The following is a 19,742-nucleotide window of genomic DNA, read 5'->3' as shown; positions in this document are numbered from 1 at the left end:
CAAGTATCACCCAATTCATAGCTTACATTCCAGTCATCACGTTCTGCTTGGAGCACCGAATCTCCCTTTATGGGATGATAATAAAGAGAAATCTGGGGTACATTATTATCCAGAACTATTATGCGGCATGACTTTTCTTCCGGTACACCTGCTAATAAATGGGCTTTCTATCTAAAACACAGACAATCCTTGGCTTCTCTCTCTTTGTTTGTCTGCTGTTGCATAGGGGATTAATGATGCCTAACGGCCATGAACAACTCTGCTAATGGTCGTCAAGCGATTGCTTTATGGCCGTAAGCAGGGTTGTTCATGACTGTTAGGCGTCACTAACCCCAAGACTTTTCGGATGAAGTACGTAGCCTGCATCTATTGTGGATAGGGCGCAAATGTATTGTACAACAACTTAAAGGACATTAGACGGCATTATTCATAGCCATGAGTTAGAAATCATCCGCTTGAATGGCTCACTCTACCGGTACCTTTCATAGTCCCTGCGGAATGATGCGTCCTACCGCCCAACTCGATATCCACCGATTTCGTAGAAGAGCAAGCTCGAAAATGCAGGAAAAACGAACTGATTGATTTATGTAGCTCTTACGTAATATTATGCTAGTAAACAGGTGGTTACTGCAAAACCTCGGCGTTTCAGGCAGGTGGAAGCAAAATTTGCTTCCACCTTTTCGGCTTGCTTCCACCGCAGGGCAAATGCCGATGGATAGGGGAATGCAGAAGGTGGGTGGAAGTGTGGAAGCAAAGTGATGGAAAATAAATTTCCAGAGAAAGTTTCCGCCGCCATAGCAATAGCCACACTCTTGATAGTTTAATTGTTACTGGCTTATTATTATATTTGTTCTTTCAGTAACGCTGTGCCCTATACTGTAAATATTTGATAGTTAATAAGGTAATTATAAAAAAAGACAAGAGTGATAGAACATGAAAGCAATTTGTAGGATTGATTTTTGTTACTGCTTTGTTACTACTAATAATAAACTGTATGTTTTTATTTAAAGAATATGAAAAAGCAATTGAATTTAAAAGAGCCAATAAAGGTGAGAACAAAAAAATTGGTTAATGGATGCCAATCCATATATCTGGATATTTATATGAATGGAAGGCGGCAATACGAATTCTTAAAGTTGTATATTATCCCTGAACATAATCAAGCTGATAAAAAAAGAAATGTCGAGACGCTAAATTTGGCAAATGCGATAAAGGCTCAGAAGATTTTGGAAATATATAATCAAACTTACGGATTTAATCATAACAGATTGTCCAATATGAAGCTGACTGGCTATATGAAATTAATAGCAGAACAAAGTGTGAACAATAGAGTACGGAAAAGTGCCATACATGCCGTTGTATGCCATTTGGAAAGATATACTCCGAATGGAATATTGCTAAGGAAGGTGGACAAGACTTATTTGTTGGGTTTTATAGATTACTTGAAGAAAACAAAACAAGAACATTGTAAGAAGGAAAAGACATTGCATGTTAACACCCAATTCTATTATTTGAAAACGCTGCGCTACTGCTTGAATAGGGCCGTCTCTGAAGATTATATAACTGTTAATCCGATGAATAAGATAAAGAACGAGGACAAACCAAAACGTAATCGAACAGAAAGGGATTATCTTACTATAAAGGAATTGACCAGATTGGTTCATACTCCTTTTTATAATACCTTATTAAGGAAAGCATTTTTATTCAGCTGTTTTTGTGGATTGAGGCATTGTGATATTATTGCATTGAGATGGGAAGATATACGCTATGATGAAAATGGCAATGCACTATTGAGTATTATTCAGAAGAAGACGAAAGAAGCCATATCGCTTCCACTCTGTTCGGAAGCCATAAAACATCTGCCAGACAGAGGAAATGCACCAGAAACGGAAAAGGTGTTTGCCGGATTGGTCTCACTGGGGAGAAGTAATGTAATTTTACACAAATGGGTTGAACAAGCTGGGATATCAAAGCATGTAACATTTCATACAGCGCGCCACACACATGCAACAATGATGCTGACACTGGGAGTAGATTTATATACGGTCTCCAAACTATTGGGACATACCAATATACAAACAACACAAATTTATGCAAAGCTTGTAGATGAAAGTAAAAAGAAAGCTATTGATTTAATTCCTAATATATCATAGGGGTTGGTTAAATGCGAAGTGCAATTTGTCATTCTCTTTAATTCTTGCAGATATTTCTTCTATTTATCCTTTTTCAGAGAAAAGTGAATTAGCAAAAACATCTGAAAAATGACTATTTGGCACAAAAAACAACATTCTGTATAGTAATTATGCATAGCTATATTAAGGATTTTAAGATAGCTAATATATTTCATATAAACATTCTGAGTATTTGTTGGGGGCTTTTGAAGAAAAAACAACATTATTTCATTTTTTCATATAAAAATCTTTGGTATTATTAAAAATGTGTCTATTTTTGCAGCATATTTTGTGTTATACGAACACAAAAAATGGTTGAAAAAGATGAGGTATAAAAACTCTAACATAAGAAAGTGCCTAAATACTAAAACAATAGCACTGTGTGCAGCGTTCTTTTTATACTGTTTGCTCCCTTTAAAAGGGATTTGCCAAACGGGGGAAAGTACTGTAGATGCTTTAGTGGAAATGGGATTTGAAAATGTTGGATGGACAGAAGATGGCAATGAACGTGTGTATGTTCTGCAGAACTCTGCATATCGTTTGCAAGGCGTAGGCATAGGCAAAGCGGTGGATGTTATTCAAAAGATGGGTTTACCGGAAGAAAAGTCATGCCGGATAATAGTTCTGGACAATAATGTACCTCAGATTTCTCTTTATTATCATCCCATAAAGGGGGATTCGGTGCTCCAAGCAGAACGTGATGACTGGAATGTAAGCTATGAATTGGGTGATACTTGGAAAAATGCACGGAAAATAAAGTTGAAAAATAGTTCTTTGTTCAAGATTGATGTATTGGTATATCCTCAATTAGCTTTCAAGAATCTGGTGATTACACAGATTTACCAGGTCTTGTTTGATTTGAGTCCTGCGATAGAAGTTTCGTTATGGAAAGGTATGAAATTAACGGCACAGTTGAAAATACCGGTTTATAATGATGGGTATGGAAGGTTTGAAGATAAAGTTCATCCAGGACATATTACAATTTCACAGCGTTTTAGATTACCGTATAATGTGTTTGGTAAAGTGACTGTGGGATGTTTTAGTGCTGACCAATATGGAGTGGACGCCGAATTTTATCGCCCTTTTAAGGATGAACGCTTTTCCTTAATGGCTCGGATTGGGTATACAGGAATGGGATATTGGAGCGGATTTCGCTATGTATATGATCCTTCGACAGCACTTGTTACTTGGTCTTTGGGCGGTAGCTTTTATTGGCCGCAATTTAACACTCAGTTTAATCTGAAAGCAGAACAGTATTTATTGAAGGAGAAAGGTGTTAAATTTGAAATGATTCGCCATTTTCGCTATTGTTCGATTGGTTTCTATGCAATGAAAGCAGAACATGCAAAGATGAATGGAGGCTTCCGATTTCAAGTGGCATTACCTCCTTATAAATATAAAAGGAAAGGATATATACCTCGTGTGAATACCTCTGCTAATATGGGCATTGTTTATAATGCAGGTAATGAAAGGTACTATTATAGACAGTATAAAGCGGAAGTTAGTGACAATATAATGGAAGAAAATAGTTTTAACCCATATTTTATTAAGTCAGAATTGTTAAATTTTTAATTAATTAATTGAGATGAAAAAGATTAAATTCTTAAACGGCATAAGTGCAGTATTTGCGTTAGCCGTAGTAGCTTTAGCTACAACTTTAACTTCTTGTGAGAAGGAAGAGTTCAACGTTAATGTAACTCCTACTAATGCACAAGCTGTTATTAGTCCGATTGTGCTTGCTATAGAGGATGGTGTTACTACAGATGTAACTGGCCAAGCCACTATCGCACCTGCAGAGTTGACATTTACTGGTAATCCTACTCTGGCTGCTAAGAGTGTTGATGTTACAGCTTCTTATAATGGTTTGAGTGCAACTGTTACAGTTAAGGTTCCTGCTTTGCAAGCTGGGCAATTTGCTACTCTGACTCCGACTATCATTCTTCAGGAAGAAGATGCTGAGACTAAGATTGTAGCAGAATCTACAAAACTTGAACCAGTAACGGATCCTAAAGTTAAGACTTGGGATAACTACGAGCTTTATTGGTTTGACATTCCATCATTCCCTTATGTAGTAAAAGAAGGTGCAAAAGTAGGTGCAAAGAAAATCAATACAACTGATCTTATTGAACGCGCAGCTATTGAATCTTTCTTTAACACGCTTGAGAATACATATGAGGAAACGACAGTAACAACACCGGAGAATAAGTATAAAGTTTATGCTAACTCTAGAACAACTGCATCTATTACTTATACTGTTGTAACAACTGAATATAAAGTAGTGAAGAAGGCTGTAACAAAAGCTGAAACAGAGCCTTTAGCTTCTATTGAAGTAGATGATTATACAACTTCTACACTGTTTGTTCTTGAAAATCAAGATATTCCTGGTCACGGTCATAGCCACGGTCATGGTCATGGTCATGGTGAAGGCAATGCCGGTGGTGGTGTTGGTGAACTTGATTAATAGAAGTTTTAGTTGTTATTTATCTTAAACTCAAGAGAAAATGAAAAGTAAATTAATGATAGCCTCCTTACTATTGGCAGGCGCTTGTGCAGCAAATCTGAATGCACAGGAAAAAACGAACTACTACACTCCGAAATGGAGCGATAATATTTTTGTCAGTGTAGGTGGTGGTATCCACGCCATCAACAATGACGGTTTCAATAAGATTGCTCCGCATTTCAGCGTGTCAGTTGGTAAGCTGATTACTCCGACTTGGGGGGTACGTGCTCAGGTAAACGGTATTACTCAGCATTTGTGTTTGGATGATGCATACTGGGAACACAACAAGACTTATGTAGGTGGTAACATTGATGCAATGATCAATCTTTCTACATTGTTTGCCGGTGCTAATCCTAACCGTTTCTTCGAAGTTTACGGTTTCTTGGGACCTCAAATTTCTGTAGCAAAATCTCAAAATGTGGATGTTACAATTAGTGCTGACGGTACTTCGCAGTCTATGGCTCCTGCCGGTGAAGCTGAAATGCGTGCACGTATCGGCGCTTCTGCCGGTTTGGGCTTGAAGTTCAATATCAACACTAAGTGGACCATTGACGTAGAAGCTCGCGGTGCCATCGCTCCGTCCATTTTCGGTAATATCAGCAGCCATCGCAAGGCTGAAGGTACAGGTATGCTGACCGCAGGTGTTAGCTACATCTTCGGCGGTAAGAAGTTCGTTCCGGTTTCTAAGATTGACGAAGACGCAGTCAATGCGGAAATCAACAGATATAGAAGTGAACTGGCTCAGGCTCAGGCTGACCTGGCTAACTGCAAGAATGCACTGGCCAACGCTAAACCTGAAGTTAAGGAAGTGACCAAGGAAGTTGAAGTTGCCGGTCCGCGTGCCATCTTCTTCAAGATTGGCAGCGCCCGTCTGGACGACTATGGCAAGGTTAACATCGAACTGGCTGCCAAGATTCTGAAGGCTAATCCGGACAAGAAGTACAAAGTTGCAGGTTATGCAGACAAGGCTACCGGTAGCGCTTCTTGGAACCAGAAGCTGTCCGAAAAGCGTGCCCAGGTTGTTTACGACGCTTTGATTGCTCAGGGTGTTGACAAGGACCAGCTTGAACTCGTAGGATTCGGTGGTACTGAAAACATGTTCGGTAAGAACTTCCTGAACCGCGTAGTTATCCTGGAATAATACACTCCAAGTGACAAATAGACTCTAAAAATGAAGGCGTCTGGGACTCAGACGCCTTTTTTTGGTACTATGTCCGATGTATGTTATAAAGCAACCCATTTTTTATCAGCGACTGAATTTATATGTGATGATGAAGTTTAAGCTATTCTTTATTGTTCTGTTTTGCAGCCTTTCCCTTTCGGCCTTTTCCCAGTTGACGTATGGTACAACCGGGCTGTTGCATGCGCCCTCTGCGGAGATGCAGCGCGACAAGACTTTCATGGTCGGCGGCAACTTCCTGAACAAGGAGCTCACACCGCCCACCTGGTACTATCATACCTACAACTACTTCCTGAACGTCACCATCTTCCCCTTTCTGGAAGTGGCCTACACGTGTACGCTCTTCAAGGCGGAGGCGTTGGGATTGAAGCCATACGGGTACAGCGGATTCACGAACCAGGACCGCTACTTTTCCGCCCGTCTGCGTGTGTTGAAGGAGGGGCAGTTCTGGAAATACATGCCGGCTGTCGTGCTGGGGACGTCCGACCCGTTCACTTCTTCCGGCGGCGGCCAGGTAGGCACCACGGAAGGTAACGGCTATTACAGCCGTTTCTATATTGCCGCCTCCAAGCATATACCCGTTGTGGGTAAGGAGGAGATCGGTGTCCATCTTTCCTACCTTTACAACAACCGCAAGGAGTACAAACTGAATGGCTTTGCACTGGGTGTCACCTACAATCCCTCCTTCCATCCGCAGTTGAGGGTGATAGCGGAGTACGACTCCAAGGACTTTGCTTTGGGAGCCACTTATCTGCTGTTCAAGCATCTGCATGTGCAGGTCGAAATGCAGAGGATGAAATATTTCACGGGAGGGCTGACATACAAAATTCATTTGAAATAATTAATGAAAAAATCAGCGGAGGGATGTTTGATACTATCAGACATCCCTTTTTTCTGTATTATATATGTAAGATTAACGGAGGAATTCAAATTTTAATCGTAATTTTGTAACCCATTATGAGTAGAATAATAGCCATAGACTACGGTCGGAAACGTACGGGAATAGCCGTGAGTGATACATTGCAGATGATTGCGAATGGACTGACAACTGTGCCTACACACCAATTGTTGCAGTTTCTTCTTGATTATGTGGCTAAGGAGCCGGTAGAGCGTATCTTGGTAGGCCTTCCTAAGCAGATGAATAATGAGGCTTCGGAAAACATGAAGAATATCGAACCTTTTGTCCGTTCGCTGAAGAAGAAACTGCCTGACATGCCGGTTGAATATGTAGACGAGCGTTTTACTTCTGTTCTGGCTCATCGGACGATGCTTGAGGCTGGATTGAAAAAGAAAGACCGCCAAAATAAAGCACTGGTGGATGAAATCAGTGCAACTATTATTCTGCAAACTTATTTGGAGAACAAACGTTTCTCCTTTTTATAATGTATAGAAAATAATTTGTAATTAGTAATTTGTAGTAAAGGAAATGATTTTACCCATTTATGTGTACGGTCAGCCCGTATTGAGAAAGGTAGCAGAGGATATTGCCCCGGACTATCCGAATTTGAAAGAGCTTATTGAGAATATGTTTGAAACGATGGACCATGCCGAAGGCGTAGGACTTGCAGCACCGCAGATTGGGCTTCCCATCCGCGTGGTGGTAATCGATTTGGATGTACTTTCCGAAGATATGCCAGAATATAAAGATTTCCGCAAGGCGTATATCAATGCCCATATTTTGGAGGTGTCCGGTGAGGAGGTTTCTATGGACGAGGGGTGCTTGAGCCTTCCCGGTATTCATGAGTCGGTGAAGCGTGGCAACAAAATACGTGTGCAGTACCTGGACGAGAATCTGGAACCGCACGATGAGATTATCGAAGGCTACCTGGCACGCGTGATGCAGCACGAGTTCGACCATCTGGAAGGAAAGATGTTCATCGACCATTTGTCTCCGTTGCGCAAGCAGATGATTAAAGGAAAACTGAATGCCATGTTGAAGGGCAAGGCACACTGCACTTATAAGGTGAAAACCGTAAAGAAATAAGTCAACCATATAATATGGTATAAAAGGCTCAAAAAATATAAAAAGTGTTCCGCTAATCCTGACAAGTAAACGAAAAACGTTACTTTTGTTTCGTTTACAAGCATTTATAAAACAAGATGATAAGAAAAATACTGACAGCTATTTTGCTGTTACCCACATTGTTGTATGCGCAAATCAATACGGAACGGGTGATGACCATTGCTCGGAATGCATTGTATTTTGAGGATTACGTGCTTTCTATCCAATATTTTAATCAGGTAATCAACGCGAAACCTTATTTATATGAGCCTTATTTCTTCCGTGGACTGGCAAAAATCAATTTGGATGACTATCAGGGAGCGGAGAGTGATTGTGATGCTGCGATTCAAAGAAATCCTTTTGTGGTAGGTGCTTACCAGATCAGAGGATTGGCACGTATCCGTCAGAACAAGTTTGACGAGGCGATTGAAGATTATAAAACCGCTATCAAATACGATCCGGAGAATGTGGTGCTTTGGCATAATCTTTCCCTTTGCCATATTCAGAAAGAAGATTATGAGGCGGCTAAGGAAGATTTGGGTACGCTTCTGACAATTGCCCCCAAATATACGCGTGCCTATCTGATGCGCGGGGAAGTCTCCCTGAAACAGAACGATACGATACAAGCTTTGCGTGATTTTGACAAAGCTATTGATATGGACCGTTATGACCCGGACGGATGGGGGGCAAGAGCCATTGTACGTCTCCAGCAGGGAAAGTATAAAGAGGCTGAAGCTGATTTGGACCAGTCTATCCATCTGAGTGCAAAGAATGCCGGTAACTATATCAACCGTGCCTTGGCGCGTTTCCATCAGAATAATTTGAGAGGCGCCATGAGTGACTATGATTTGGCTTTGGATATTGATCCGAATAATTTTCTCGGGCACTACAACCGCGGTCTGCTGCGTGCCCAGGTAGGCGATGACAACCGGGCGATAGAGGATTTTGATTTTGTGTTGAAGATGGAACCGGATAATATGATGGCCATTTTCAATCGTGGTTTGTTACGTGCGCAGACGGGGGATTACCGGGGAGCTATCAGTGACTATTCCAAAGTGATTGCAGAATATCCTAACTTTATGGCCGGCTATTATCAGCGTGCCGAAGCCCGTAAAAAGATTGGCGACTGTAAAGGAGCCGAGCAGGATGAGTTCAAAATCATGAAGATGCAGATAGACAAGCGTAACGGTGTTTCTTCCGGTGACAAAAAGGAAGGTGGCGACAGTAAGGATGTTGCGGATAATTCTTCGGGGAACTCCAATGGAGATGGCGGGAAGACCCGTAAGAAATCCGACAAGAATATGGAAAATTATCGGAAAATTGTAATAGCGGACGATTCGGAAGTTGACCAGCGTTATAAGAGCGATTATCGCGGACGTGTACAAGACCGGAATGTGACCATCAAGCTCGAGCCGATGTATGCTTTGACTTATTATGAGAAACTGAGCGATGTGAAGCGTATCGTACATTATCATAAGTATATTGAGGAACTGAACCATTCGAAACTGTTCCCGAAGCCACTGCGCATCACCAATATGGAAGCTCCGCTGACGGAGGAACAAGTACGCTTCCACTTTGCTTTGATAGACGCTCATACGTCTGATGTGGTGGCTGACGAGAAGAACGCCAAGAAACGTTTCATGAGAGGTCTGGACTTCTATCTGGTTCAGGATTTTGCCAGTTCCATAGATGACTTTACAAAGAGTATCTTGTTGGACGACACTTTCTTTCCGGCATACTTTATGCGTGCTTTGGTGCGTTATAAGCAACTGGAATATAAAAAGGCCGAAGCCACAATGAGTGAAGGCGCCACTTCGGGTACAACGGAAATGAAGAAGCCAGAAGTGATGGCCATCGATTATGAAGTTGTGAAGAATGACCTGGACCACGTTATCCAATTGGCTCCTGATTTTGTCTATGGCTATTATAACCGTGGCAATGTGTCTTCGTTGCTGAAGGATTATCGTGCCGCCTTGGCGGATTATGACAAGGCGATTGAGCTGAGCCCCGATTTTGCTGAAGCATACTTTAACCGTGGATTGACGCACATCTTCCTGGGGAATAACAAACAAGGTATTGCCGATTTGAGTAAAGCAGGAGAGTTGGGTATTGTGTCGGCCTATAATATCATAAAGAGGTTTACAGATACACGTGAATAACATTTTTTTGTTAAAAAATAGAATATCAAAAAGAATTAGCTATTTTTGCGTTCTGAAAAATGAAATATACATATAAACTATGATAAAGATAACATTTCCAGACGGCTCTGTTCGTGAATATAACGAAGGAGTAACGGGACTGCAGATTGCAGAAAGCATCAGTTCTCGATTGGCACAAGATGTGCTGGCTTGTGGCGTGAACGGAGAAATTTATGATTTGGGGCGTCCTATCATGCAAGACGCTGAAGTGGTTCTTTATAAATGGGAGGATGAGCAGGGTAAGCATGCCTTTTGGCATACCAGTGCCCACCTGCTGGCCGAAGCTTTGCAGGAACTCTATCCGGGCATCCAGTTCGGTATAGGTCCTGCTATCGAAAACGGTTTCTACTATGATGTGGACCCGGGTGAAACGACTATCAAGGAAGCTGACCTGCCGGCCATTGAGAAAAAGATGGCTGAACTGGTGGCTAAGAAAGAAGCGGTTGTCAGACAAGACATTGCCAAGGCAGATGCTTTGAAGATGTTTGGTGACCGTGGAGAAACTTATAAATGCGAGCTGATTTCCGAATTGGAAGACGGCCACATCACAACTTATACGCAGGGTGCATTTACCGACTTGTGCCGTGGCCCTCACTTGATGACCACAGCTCCTATCAAGGCTATTAAGCTGACTTCCGTTGCCGGTGCTTATTGGCGTGGACAAGAAGACCGTAAGATGATGACCCGTATCTATGGTATCACCTTCCCGAAGAAGAAGATGCTGGATGAGTATCTTGTTCTGCTGGAAGAGGCAAAGAAGCGCGATCACCGTAAAATCGGTAAGGAGATGGACTTGTTCATGTTCTCCGACACTGTAGGTAAGGGACTCCCGATGTGGCTGCCCAAAGGTACTGCACTGCGTATCCGCTTGCAGGACTTCTTACGTCGCATCCAGGCCCGTTACGATTATCAGGAAGTAATGTGTCCACCCATCGGCAACAAATTGCTTTACATCACTTCCGGCCATTATGCAAAATATGGTAAGGACTCCTTCCAGCCCATACATACGCCGGAAGAAGGGGAAGAGTACTTCTTGAAACCGATGAACTGCCCTCACCACTGTATGATTTACAAGAACTCACCCCGTTCTTACAAAGACCTGCCTTTGCGTTTGGCAGAGTTCGGTACGGTTTGCCGTTACGAGCAGAGTGGCGAGTTGCACGGTCTGACACGTGTACGTAGCTTTACGCAGGATGATGCGCATATCTTCTGCCGTCCGGACCAGGTGAAGGATGAGTTCCTCCGTGTCATGGACATTATCTCCATCGTGTTCGAATCTATGGACTTCGAGAACTTCGAGGCACAGATTTCCTTGCGTGACAAGGTGAACCGCGAAAAATACATCGGTAGCGACGAGAACTGGGAAAAAGCAGAACGCGCCATCATCGAAGCTTGTGAAGAAAAGGGGCTGAAGGCAAAAATAGAATATGGAGAAGCCGCTTTCTATGGTCCTAAACTGGACTTCATGGTGAAGGATGCCATCGGTCGCCGTTGGCAGCTGGGTACCATCCAGGTGGACTACAACCTGCCGGAACGTTTCCAGCTGGAATATACCGGTGCTGACAATCAGAAGCACCGTCCCGTAATGGTTCACCGTGCTCCGTTCGGCTCCATGGAACGCTTCGTGGCTGTGCTTATTGAGCATACGGCCGGTAAGTTCCCGTTGTGGCTGACTCCTGACCAGGTTGCCATCCTGCCTATCAGCGAGAAGTTCAACGACTATGCGCATGAAGTGAAACAATATTTGAAGCGATATGACATCCGTGCCATTGTGGATGAACGTAATGAAAAGATTGGTCGTAAGATTCGTGACAATGAGATGAAGCGTATTCCGTACATGCTGGTTGTAGGTGAAAAGGAGGCTGAAAACAAGGAAGTTGCTGTCCGCAAGCAGGGAGAAGGTGATAAAGGAACCATGAAATTTGAAGAATTTGCCAAAAAAATGAACGAAGAAGTTCAGAATATGATAAATAAATGGTAACTTTGCGCCCAATTGTAGAAGCATAGCATATATTAGATGTTCTAAAGTTCGCTTTTACTTAACAAAAACATTAATTTGGGAATAGTAAATAAGAAACAAACTGGAAGTAAACGTTATTTAATGAAGAATGACAGCTTAAAAGGGCAACATCGGATTAACGAACAAATCCGGGCCAAAGAAGTCCGCATAGTGGGCGATGAAGTAGAACCAAAAGTGTATCCGATAGCGCAGGCTTTAAGACTTGCTGAAGAACATGAAGCGGATCTCGTGGAGATTTCTCCAAATGCACAACCCCCTGTTTGTCGTATTATTGATTATTCTAAATTTCTTTATCAGTTAAAGAAGCGTCAGAAAGAACAAAAGGCAAAGCAGGTGAAGGTGAACGTGAAGGAAATACGTTTTGGACCTCAGACTGATGACCATGATTATAACTTCAAGTTGAAGCATGCCAAAGGCTTTTTGGAAGATGGCGATAAGGTGAAAGCCTACGTATTCTTTAAAGGCCGTTCTATCTTGTTCAAAGAGCAAGGTGAAGTGTTGCTGCTCCGTTTTGCCAATGATTTGGAAGACTATGCGAAGGTAGACCAGATGCCGGTTTTGGAAGGAAAGAGAATGACAATCCAACTCTCTCCGAAGAAAGTGGCGGCACCTAAGAAGAGCGCGGCTCCCAAGCCTGCAGAAGATGCGCCAAAGGCTGCGTCGGCTGAAACCGAAGAAGAATAAAGAAGTGAGTAACGCCATAGGTATAGTGCGTTGCCATATAATTTAATAATTAAAAAGTTTAAAAAAGATGCCAAAGATGAAGACTAACTCCGGTTCTAAAAAGAGATTTACTCTTACCGGAACAGGTAAAATCAAAAGAAAGCACGCTTTTCATAGTCACATCCTGACTAAGAAAACTAAGAAGCAGAAAAGAAACTTGTGCTACTCTACACTTGTTAGTACAACAGATGTAAGCCAGGTGAAAGAGCTCTTAGCAATGAAGTAATTGAAAAGCGTACAAAAGTATTAAAGTTATTAACCGAATGCATTAGCTTTAAGTCCGCTGCGTGAAGTAACGGCGCTAACATTCAAAAACAAGTAAAACTATGCCAAGATCAGTAAATCATGTTGCTTCTAAAGCAAGAAGAAAGAAAATTTTGAAATTGACCAGAGGTTACTTTGGTGCAAGAAAGAACGTTTGGACCGTTGCCAAGAATACTTGGGAAAAAGGTTTGACCTATGCGTTCCGTGACCGTAAGAACAAGAAGAGAAACTTCCGTGCTTTGTGGATTCAGCGTATCAACGCTGCCGCTCGTCTGGAAGGTATGTCTTACTCTAAGCTGATGGGCGCTTTGCACAAAGCTGGTATCGAAATCAACCGCAAAGTGTTGGCTGATTTAGCGATGAACCATCCGGAAGCTTTCAAGGCTATCGTTGCTAAAGCAAAGGCTGCATAAAAACAGTTAGCAGATAAATTACGAGGTGCTGATTACTCTTTTGGTAGTCAGCACTTTTTGTTTTCTGATACTCCGGGGAGGGGTTAAAACTTGAAAAGGACTTGAAACAATTTACTGCTTTTACTTGTTTCTTTCATAGAAACTCATTACCTTTGTTATAGAAAAAATAGCCGCATTGATTGGATCGGGAAACTCATCAATTTTTATGAAATACCGAGACAAGCTTCGCTTCTCAATGGCGGGCCACGCCCTTCGGGGTAACTCTTGAGTCGGTGGATTACAAAGAGGAGGAGCACTCAAATCATGTCATACGGAGTTTCATCACATCATCGGTGCGGCTTTCTATAAAAGAGGAACGGTAATCTGTTTGGATAACCGTTCCTCTTTCGTTTTATGCGGATGTGGGTGATTGTGAAACGATGATACGTGATGCTGAAACAGATGATGTGTCAAGGGAAGATAGATGATGTGTTTATACAAGACAGACCATCTGTATCGGGTGAACAGATGGTCTGTTTTGAAAAGAGTTTTTTTAAGTTTATTTGTTGTCCCGTAAGTCTTTTACCCTGACGGCTTTTCCTTCGCTCTGCGGCAAGGAACCTTTCTTTACCAACCGTAACTTCGGAGTTACCAGAATCTCGTCTTTCAGCTGGCGGGTAATGGCTTTGCTAATCTTTTGTAGCTCGATGTAATTGTCAGTAGAGAGGTCGCTAAGTTCAACTTCCACAATCATCTCATCCTGGTTATTGACCGTTTCGAGCGTGATGAGGTAATTGCTGCCCAATTCGGGGAATTGTACCAGCACCTTTTCCACCTGCATGGGGAAGATATTGACTCCCTTGATGATGAACATATCGTCGCTACGGCCTTTGATGCGGTCTATACGGATGTGGGTACGTCCGCAAGGGCACTTGCCGGGCAGGATGCGGGTAAGGTCGCGTGTACGGTAGCGGATGAGGGGCATCATCTCTCTGTCCAGCGTTGTCAGTACCAGTTCGCCGATTTCACCTTCCGGTACGGGTTCGCCGGTTTCCGGGTTAATGATTTCGACCAGGTAGCAATCTTCCCAGAAGTGCATGCCGTCTTGTTCGGTGCACTCGAAGGCTACGCCGGGACCGTTCATTTCAGTCATACCAAAGCTGTTATAGGCTTTGACGCCAAGCATGCGTTCAATCTTTCTGCGTTGCTCGTCTGTGTGGGGTTCGGCACCGATAACAAGCGTTTTCAGACTTGTGCCGGCGGGGTCCATCCCTTCTTCCTGGAATACCTCTGCCAAGCGGATGGCATAGCTGGGAATGGCATGCAGGGCAGTGGTCTTGAAGTCGGTGATGAACTTTATCTGACGCTTGCTGTTTCCGGCAGCGGCAGGAACAGTCAGCGCACCCAGACGTTCGGCTCCATACTGAAAGCCCAGTCCTCCGGTGAACATGCCGTAACCGGAGCTGTTTTGGAAAACATCCGTCTTACGGATACCTACCATATAGAGGCAGCGTGCCACTAAGTTAGCCCAAGAGTCCAAATCGTGTTGGGAGTGTACGATGACCGTCGGCGTGCCCGTAGTGCCACTGGAAGAATGGATACGTACTCCGTCCTCACGCATATCGCCTGCTACTAATCCAAAAGGATAATTGGCGCGCATATCGGCCTTGGTAGTAAACGGTATCTTACGTATGTCTTCTATAGACCGGATGCTGTCGGCAGTGATGCCATGCTCTTGGAATACCTTTTTATAATAAGGAGAGTTGGCGGCAATGCTGACAGTCTTTTTTAACCGTTGCAGTTGCAGTTCGCGCAACTGCTCACGGGGCATCGTTTCAATCTCTTCTTCCCAGTATTTGTTATTCATGGTATGTTGAAATTTAGAGTCAATTATAGTTTACATCAGTTTTTCAGCAATCTCTTTGCCGGCAGCCAACGCTTTGAGGTTCAGCTCTACAATGGCGTCGCCCTTGCGTTGGAAGATTTCGCGGATGCTGTCTTGCACCTTTGCGTAGTCGATGCCGAGGAAGGGGATGGTGGCGCCCAGCAGTACGATGTTCGCTACGCGGGGAGAGCCGACTTCTTTTGCCACTTCGTTTACGTTCAGCATGATTTTATGCGGCAGCTTGTTGATTTCGGCCTTGATGTCTTCTTCTGCCGGATAGTTGGGAATGTTGATGAAGGGGGCTTCATTGGTCACCAGCCAACCTTCGGGGCTGAGGTAGGGGAGGTAGCGCAGTGCTTCCATCGGTTCCAGGGAGATGATGAGGTCGCATTTTCCTGTGGGAATGAGGTCCGAAGCGATGGGTTGGTCGCTGATGCGCAGGTTGGACTGCACGTCGCCGCCTCGCTGGCTCATGCCGTGTACTTCTGCCTGCTTCATGTAGAGTCCGTCCTTGAGGGCTGCTTTGCCGATTACGGTGGCGATGGAGAGGATACCTTGTCCTCCTACGCCGGAAAGTATGATGTCTTTTTTCATGGCTTTACTTGTTTCTTTTTTTGCGTGCTAATGTTTGGATACATTCTCTGCGGGGGATGATGACGGATACGCCGTGGTGCTCGATTTCTTCCCGGATGATTTGCTTCATCTCTTCGTAGTTTTTCTTCAAGGGCACTACGACGCGGATGTGTTCGGGAGCTACACCGATGCCGGCGCAGATGGCTTCCAGACGTCCGGTGCCGGCAGAATCTTGTCCTCCGGTCATGGCGGTGGTTTCGTTGTCGGAGATGACGATGGTGACGTCGGCGTTTTCGTTGACGCAATCCAGCAGTCCCGTCATGCCCGAGTGGGTGAAGGTGGAGTCGCCGATGACGGCTACGGCAGGATGCAGGCCGGCATCCGAAGCACCCTTCGCCATGGTGATGGAGGCGCCCATATCCACGCAAGAGTTAATGGCGTTGAATGGGGCATTGGCTCCCAGCGTGTAGCAACCAATGTCGCTGAACACCTTATAAGTGGGATATTCTTCTTTCAATACTTGGGTCAGCACCGTGTACATGTCGCGATGGCCGCAACCCTCGCACAAAGCGGGCGGGCGCATCTCTACCAGAGAAGGAACGCTGAATTCAGCCTTGTTCTCCTTGCCTACGGCACGTGCCACGCTGTCCGGGTTCAGCTCTCCGTCTCGTGAAAGAGTGCCGTCCAAACGGCCTTTTACTTTGATGCCGATGCCCAGATAGCCTTTTAGCTGTTTTTCTACGAACGGTTGTCCGTCTTCCAGTACCAGAATCTCGTCACATGCTTCTACCAGCTGCATCAGCTGTTTCTTGGGCAACGGGTATTGTCCGATTTTCAGTACCGGATATTCGCAACCTTCGGGATAGTTCTCCATCAGGTAGTTGTAGCCGATGCCGCATGCCACGATACCCAGCTTTTTGTTGGGGCCGTCGGTATATTTGTTGTAAGCGGAGTTTTCAGAAGCTTTGATAAATTCGTCCTGGCGTTGCAGCAATGCTTTGTAACGTTTGCGTGCATTACCCGGCAGGAGGATGAACTGACGCGGGTCTTCGCTGAAGGAAATCTCATTCTGCGGTTGTTGCTCCTTGCGCTCTACGCCGGAACGGGAGTGTGCCAGGCGCGTAACCATGCGCATCAGGATGGGTTCGCCGGTCTGTTCGGAGAAGTTGAATCCGTTGTACACCATGTCGTATGCTTCCTGCTGGTTGCTTGGTTCGTACATCGGGATGAGGGAGAAGTCGCCATAGAAGCGGCTGTCTTGCTCGTTTTGTGAGGAGTGCATGCTGGGGTCGTCGGCAGCAATGACTATCAGACCGCCTTTTACTCCGGTAATGGCGGAATTGATGAAACAGTCGGCAGCTACGTTCATACCCACGTGCTTCATGCACACCAATGAACGCTTACCTGCAAAGGACATGCCCAGGGCAGCTTCCATCGCAGTTTTCTCGTTAGAGCACCAGCGGTTATGGATATTCTTTTCGGCAGTAATCGGTGCCATCTGAATATATTCGGTGATTTCCGTAGAAGGAGTGCCGGGATAGGCATATACACCCGAAAGTCCGGCATCTAATGCAGCTTGTGCAATGGCTTCATCGCCAAGTAAGAGTTGCTTGCTCATATCTGAATATTTAAGTGTTAGTCATGGATTAATATTTGACGCAAATATAGGATTTTGCTTTTATTTTATCAGCAGATTACTTGAAAATCTTTCTTTCGTTTAATGCATTCCAATATTTTCTTGCATTTTTCATGTGCTCGGCATAATTGGATGCAAAGTTATGGGTGCCCGAGAAGTCCTCTTTGGCACACATGTAGAGGTAGTTGTGTTTCGTATGGTTCAGCACAGCATCCAGCCCGATGGGTGAGGGGATGCGTATGGGACCGGGAGGTAGTCCGGTGTTGAGATAGGTATTGTAGGGGGATTCTACTGCCAGATGGGCATTCGTAATTCTCCGCAAGCCGAAGTCCTGCAAGGCAAATTTGATGGTAGGGTCGGCTTGCAGGGGCATGCCGGTGTGCAGGCGGTTGATGTAGAGCCCTGCCACCATTGGTTTTTCGGGAGTGTTGTTTGTCTCTTCCTCGACGATGGAGGCAAGGGTGCAGACTTCCGTCGGGGTCATTCCGATGGCGGTGGCTTTGTCTAAGCGTTCCTGGTTCCAGAACTTCTGGTGCTCTTTTTGCATTCTTTCGAAGAACTCTTCTGCACTCATGTCCCAATAGACTTGGTAGGTTTCGGGGATGAAGAGGCAGGGCAGGGTCTCTTTGTTGTATCCCAGTTTTTGTTGGAATGCGGAGTCGTTCATCAATCCGGCTATTTCGGCGGAGTCTATCATGAGCTGTTTGCCTACGCTGCGTGCCAGCCGGTCCAGTGTGCGTACGCTGCCGACGGTGAGATTCGTAGGTTCTTGATATCCGCGGTACAGACGGCTGAATACGTGATATACGTTTTCCCCCGGCCGGATGGTGTAGCGTCCGGTGTGTATATTTTCGGAATATTTCTTGTATTGGGCCATCCAGCGGAAGCCGGTGAAGCTTCGAGGATGGCCTTGTTGTTCCACCTTATTATATATGGAGTCGGCGGTGTCGTCGCGGTCTATATAGATATAGACTGTCTTTTTCGGATGGAATTGCGGGGCAAACAGATAGTAGTATACTGTTCCTGCACAAGCTGCTCCAATAAGAATCAGTGCGACGAATGTTCCGATAATGATTTTCTTCTTTTCCATTTTGTTTTACTGCATCTTTAGTCGGGCAAAGTTAGTAAAAAATGGAGTGAAAACCATCAAGTCATATCAGTTAATTCGATAGCTGACGAAGGCTATGCGTTTGCTGTCCGGTGCCCATGAGTTGACATTGATGGTGCCTTGTCCACCGAAAAGCTTTAACAATGTCTTGGGTTCTCCACCGTTTGCGGGCATTAGGCGCAGCTCTACGTTCTTGTTTGCCAGGTGCTCTCCCGGTTCCAGGTCACCTTTGTAGTAGGTGATGAATACAACGGATTTTCCGTCAGGGGAGATGTGGGGGAACCAGGAGTTACGGGTTTCGTCAAAGGTCATCTGGGTCTGTTCGGAGCCGTCTGCCTTCATGCGCCAGACTTGCATGAGTCCGGTGCGTACGGAATTGAACCAGATGTATTGTCCGCAGGGGGAATATTCCGGTCCGTCATCCAGACCTTCGGCAGTGGTCAGGCGGGTTTCTTCACCTCCTTCCGCTGGGATGGTATAGACGTCATAGTTGCCGTTTCGTTCGGCGCAATAGGCAAGCTCTTTGCCGTCGGGGCTCCAGCCGTGGAGGTAGCTGGGAGCCATAGGTGTTATTAAACGGGGAGTGCCGCCCGTGATGGGAAGTGTATAAATGCGCGATTTATAGTCTTCTTTCGTCCCGTGGCTGATGGCTATCTGCTGTCCGTCGGCCGAGAGGACGTGGTCGTTGTTGCAGTTTTGGGCAAATCCGGTGTTTATCAGTTCCGGTTCGGCAGGCGAGGTGGGGGAAAGGCGGTAAAGCTTTCCGTCGCTGTTGTATAGCAGCCATTGCCCGTCGGGCGTCCAATTGGGAGCTTCAATCCGGTAGGGAAATTCTTTTACGACGGTCCGGTTACCGTTAGTTACATCCAGTATTTCGAGGACGCTGGTAATCTCGTTTTTTTGTTGAGCGGTTGCGGTCAGTGCAACAGTTGCAAAGAAGGGGATTAGATAGGGTTTCATGTTCATATCGTATTTAATAAATCTCCGCAAGATACATTTTTTATTGGAAACTACATAGTCGGAGCATGCTTTTTTCAGAGAGAATCTGTAGTGATGGTCGAATGCGTAGTGCTTATCATATGAATAGTCT

18 protein-coding genes are annotated in these 19,742 nt (G+C 44.7%); 12 read left to right on the top strand and 6 right to left on the bottom strand.

Annotated features, from left to right (window positions below; genetic code table 11):
- Nucleotides 1-604: 604 nt before the first annotated feature.
- Nucleotides 605-808, bottom strand: coding sequence for a hypothetical protein (locus tag DWX62_RS09915; protein WP_225982718.1), 204 nt, complete (start codon nucleotides 806-808; stop codon nucleotides 605-607).
- Between the two features lie 205 nt (nucleotides 809-1,013).
- Between DWX62_RS09915 and DWX62_RS09910 the strand changes: the two genes are divergently transcribed.
- The 12 genes from DWX62_RS09910 (at nucleotide 1,014) to rplT (ending at nucleotide 13,471) form a co-directional block, all read left to right on the top strand.
- Nucleotides 1,014-2,153: a site-specific integrase gene (locus DWX62_RS09910; protein WP_005827858.1), complete on the top strand. Its 1,140-nt coding sequence runs from the start codon at nucleotides 1,014-1,016 to the stop codon at nucleotides 2,151-2,153.
- A 342-nt stretch (nucleotides 2,154-2,495) separates the two neighbouring features.
- Nucleotides 2,496-3,743 (top strand): hypothetical protein, encoded by a 1,248-nt coding sequence (locus DWX62_RS09900; RefSeq protein ID WP_005836064.1) that lies wholly within the window; start codon nucleotides 2,496-2,498, stop codon nucleotides 3,741-3,743.
- A gap of 13 nt (nucleotides 3,744-3,756) precedes the next feature.
- Entirely contained in the window at nucleotides 3,757-4,632 is an 876-nt protein-coding gene (locus tag DWX62_RS09895; RefSeq protein WP_005827864.1) for a DUF3869 domain-containing protein, read from the top strand.
- 40 nt (nucleotides 4,633-4,672) lie between these two features.
- Nucleotides 4,673-5,812, top strand: a complete 1,140-nt coding sequence (locus tag DWX62_RS09890; protein WP_117688817.1) for an OmpA family protein — start codon at nucleotides 4,673-4,675, stop codon at nucleotides 5,810-5,812.
- A 127-nt stretch (nucleotides 5,813-5,939) separates the two neighbouring features.
- Nucleotides 5,940-6,692, top strand: coding sequence for a YjbH domain-containing protein (locus DWX62_RS09885; RefSeq protein WP_034523133.1), 753 nt, complete (start codon nucleotides 5,940-5,942; stop codon nucleotides 6,690-6,692).
- A gap of 116 nt (nucleotides 6,693-6,808) precedes the next feature.
- A complete protein-coding gene (gene ruvX / locus DWX62_RS09880) occupies nucleotides 6,809-7,234 on the top strand; it encodes a Holliday junction resolvase RuvX (protein ID WP_005827870.1) in 426 nt (141 codons plus the stop codon).
- 43 nt (nucleotides 7,235-7,277) lie between these two features.
- Nucleotides 7,278-7,835, top strand: a complete 558-nt coding sequence (def, locus tag DWX62_RS09875) for a peptide deformylase (protein WP_022402114.1) — start codon at nucleotides 7,278-7,280, stop codon at nucleotides 7,833-7,835.
- A gap of 116 nt (nucleotides 7,836-7,951) precedes the next feature.
- Complete coding sequence (locus DWX62_RS09870; protein ID WP_022402115.1) at nucleotides 7,952-10,012, top strand: tetratricopeptide repeat protein; 2,061 nt, start codon at nucleotides 7,952-7,954, stop codon at nucleotides 10,010-10,012.
- Nucleotides 10,013-10,091: 79 nt separating this feature from the next.
- Nucleotides 10,092-12,032 (top strand): threonine--tRNA ligase, encoded by a 1,941-nt coding sequence (gene thrS, locus DWX62_RS09865; RefSeq protein WP_005836068.1) that lies wholly within the window; start codon nucleotides 10,092-10,094, stop codon nucleotides 12,030-12,032.
- Between the two features lie 120 nt (nucleotides 12,033-12,152).
- Nucleotides 12,153-12,755: a translation initiation factor IF-3 gene (infC, locus tag DWX62_RS09860; RefSeq protein WP_005827878.1), complete on the top strand. Its 603-nt coding sequence runs from the start codon at nucleotides 12,153-12,155 to the stop codon at nucleotides 12,753-12,755.
- Nucleotides 12,756-12,822: 67 nt separating this feature from the next.
- Nucleotides 12,823-13,020 carry a 50S ribosomal protein L35 gene (rpmI, locus tag DWX62_RS09855; protein WP_005827880.1) on the top strand — a complete coding sequence of 66 codons (198 nt, stop codon included), beginning with the start codon at nucleotides 12,823-12,825 and terminating at the stop codon, nucleotides 13,018-13,020.
- 100 nt (nucleotides 13,021-13,120) lie between these two features.
- Nucleotides 13,121-13,471 carry a 50S ribosomal protein L20 gene (rplT, locus tag DWX62_RS09850; RefSeq protein ID WP_004289896.1) on the top strand — a complete coding sequence of 117 codons (351 nt, stop codon included), beginning with the start codon at nucleotides 13,121-13,123 and terminating at the stop codon, nucleotides 13,469-13,471.
- Nucleotides 13,472-14,009: 538 nt separating this feature from the next.
- Here the strand turns inward: rplT and DWX62_RS09845 are convergent.
- The 5 genes from DWX62_RS09845 to DWX62_RS09825 all read right to left on the bottom strand — a co-directional run bounded on the left by DWX62_RS09845 (nucleotide 14,010) and on the right by DWX62_RS09825 (nucleotide 19,612).
- Nucleotides 14,010-15,317 carry a phenylacetate--CoA ligase gene (locus DWX62_RS09845; RefSeq protein ID WP_005827882.1) on the bottom strand — a complete coding sequence of 436 codons (1,308 nt, stop codon included), beginning with the start codon at nucleotides 15,315-15,317 and terminating at the stop codon, nucleotides 14,010-14,012.
- A 30-nt stretch (nucleotides 15,318-15,347) separates the two neighbouring features.
- Nucleotides 15,348-15,929, bottom strand: coding sequence for an indolepyruvate oxidoreductase subunit beta (locus DWX62_RS09840; protein ID WP_009036846.1), 582 nt, complete (start codon nucleotides 15,927-15,929; stop codon nucleotides 15,348-15,350).
- 4 nt (nucleotides 15,930-15,933) lie between these two features.
- Nucleotides 15,934-17,526, bottom strand: coding sequence for a thiamine pyrophosphate-dependent enzyme (locus DWX62_RS09835; protein ID WP_005836071.1), 1,593 nt, complete (start codon nucleotides 17,524-17,526; stop codon nucleotides 15,934-15,936).
- Between the two features lie 76 nt (nucleotides 17,527-17,602).
- A complete protein-coding gene (gene mltG / locus DWX62_RS09830) occupies nucleotides 17,603-18,634 on the bottom strand; it encodes an endolytic transglycosylase MltG (protein WP_005827888.1) in 1,032 nt (343 codons plus the stop codon).
- Nucleotides 18,635-18,700: 66 nt separating this feature from the next.
- A complete protein-coding gene (locus DWX62_RS09825) occupies nucleotides 18,701-19,612 on the bottom strand; it encodes a TolB family protein (protein WP_005836075.1) in 912 nt (303 codons plus the stop codon).
- Nucleotides 19,613-19,742 lie beyond the last annotated feature (130 nt).

Origin of the sequence: Bacteroides sp. AF20-13LB (assembly GCF_003603065.1) — a bacterium.
Taxonomy (GTDB): domain Bacteria; phylum Bacteroidota; class Bacteroidia; order Bacteroidales; family Bacteroidaceae; genus Bacteroides; species Bacteroides uniformis.
The sequence above is the reverse complement of the archived record's forward strand: the minus strand, read 5'-3'. Positions and strand labels throughout refer to the sequence as shown.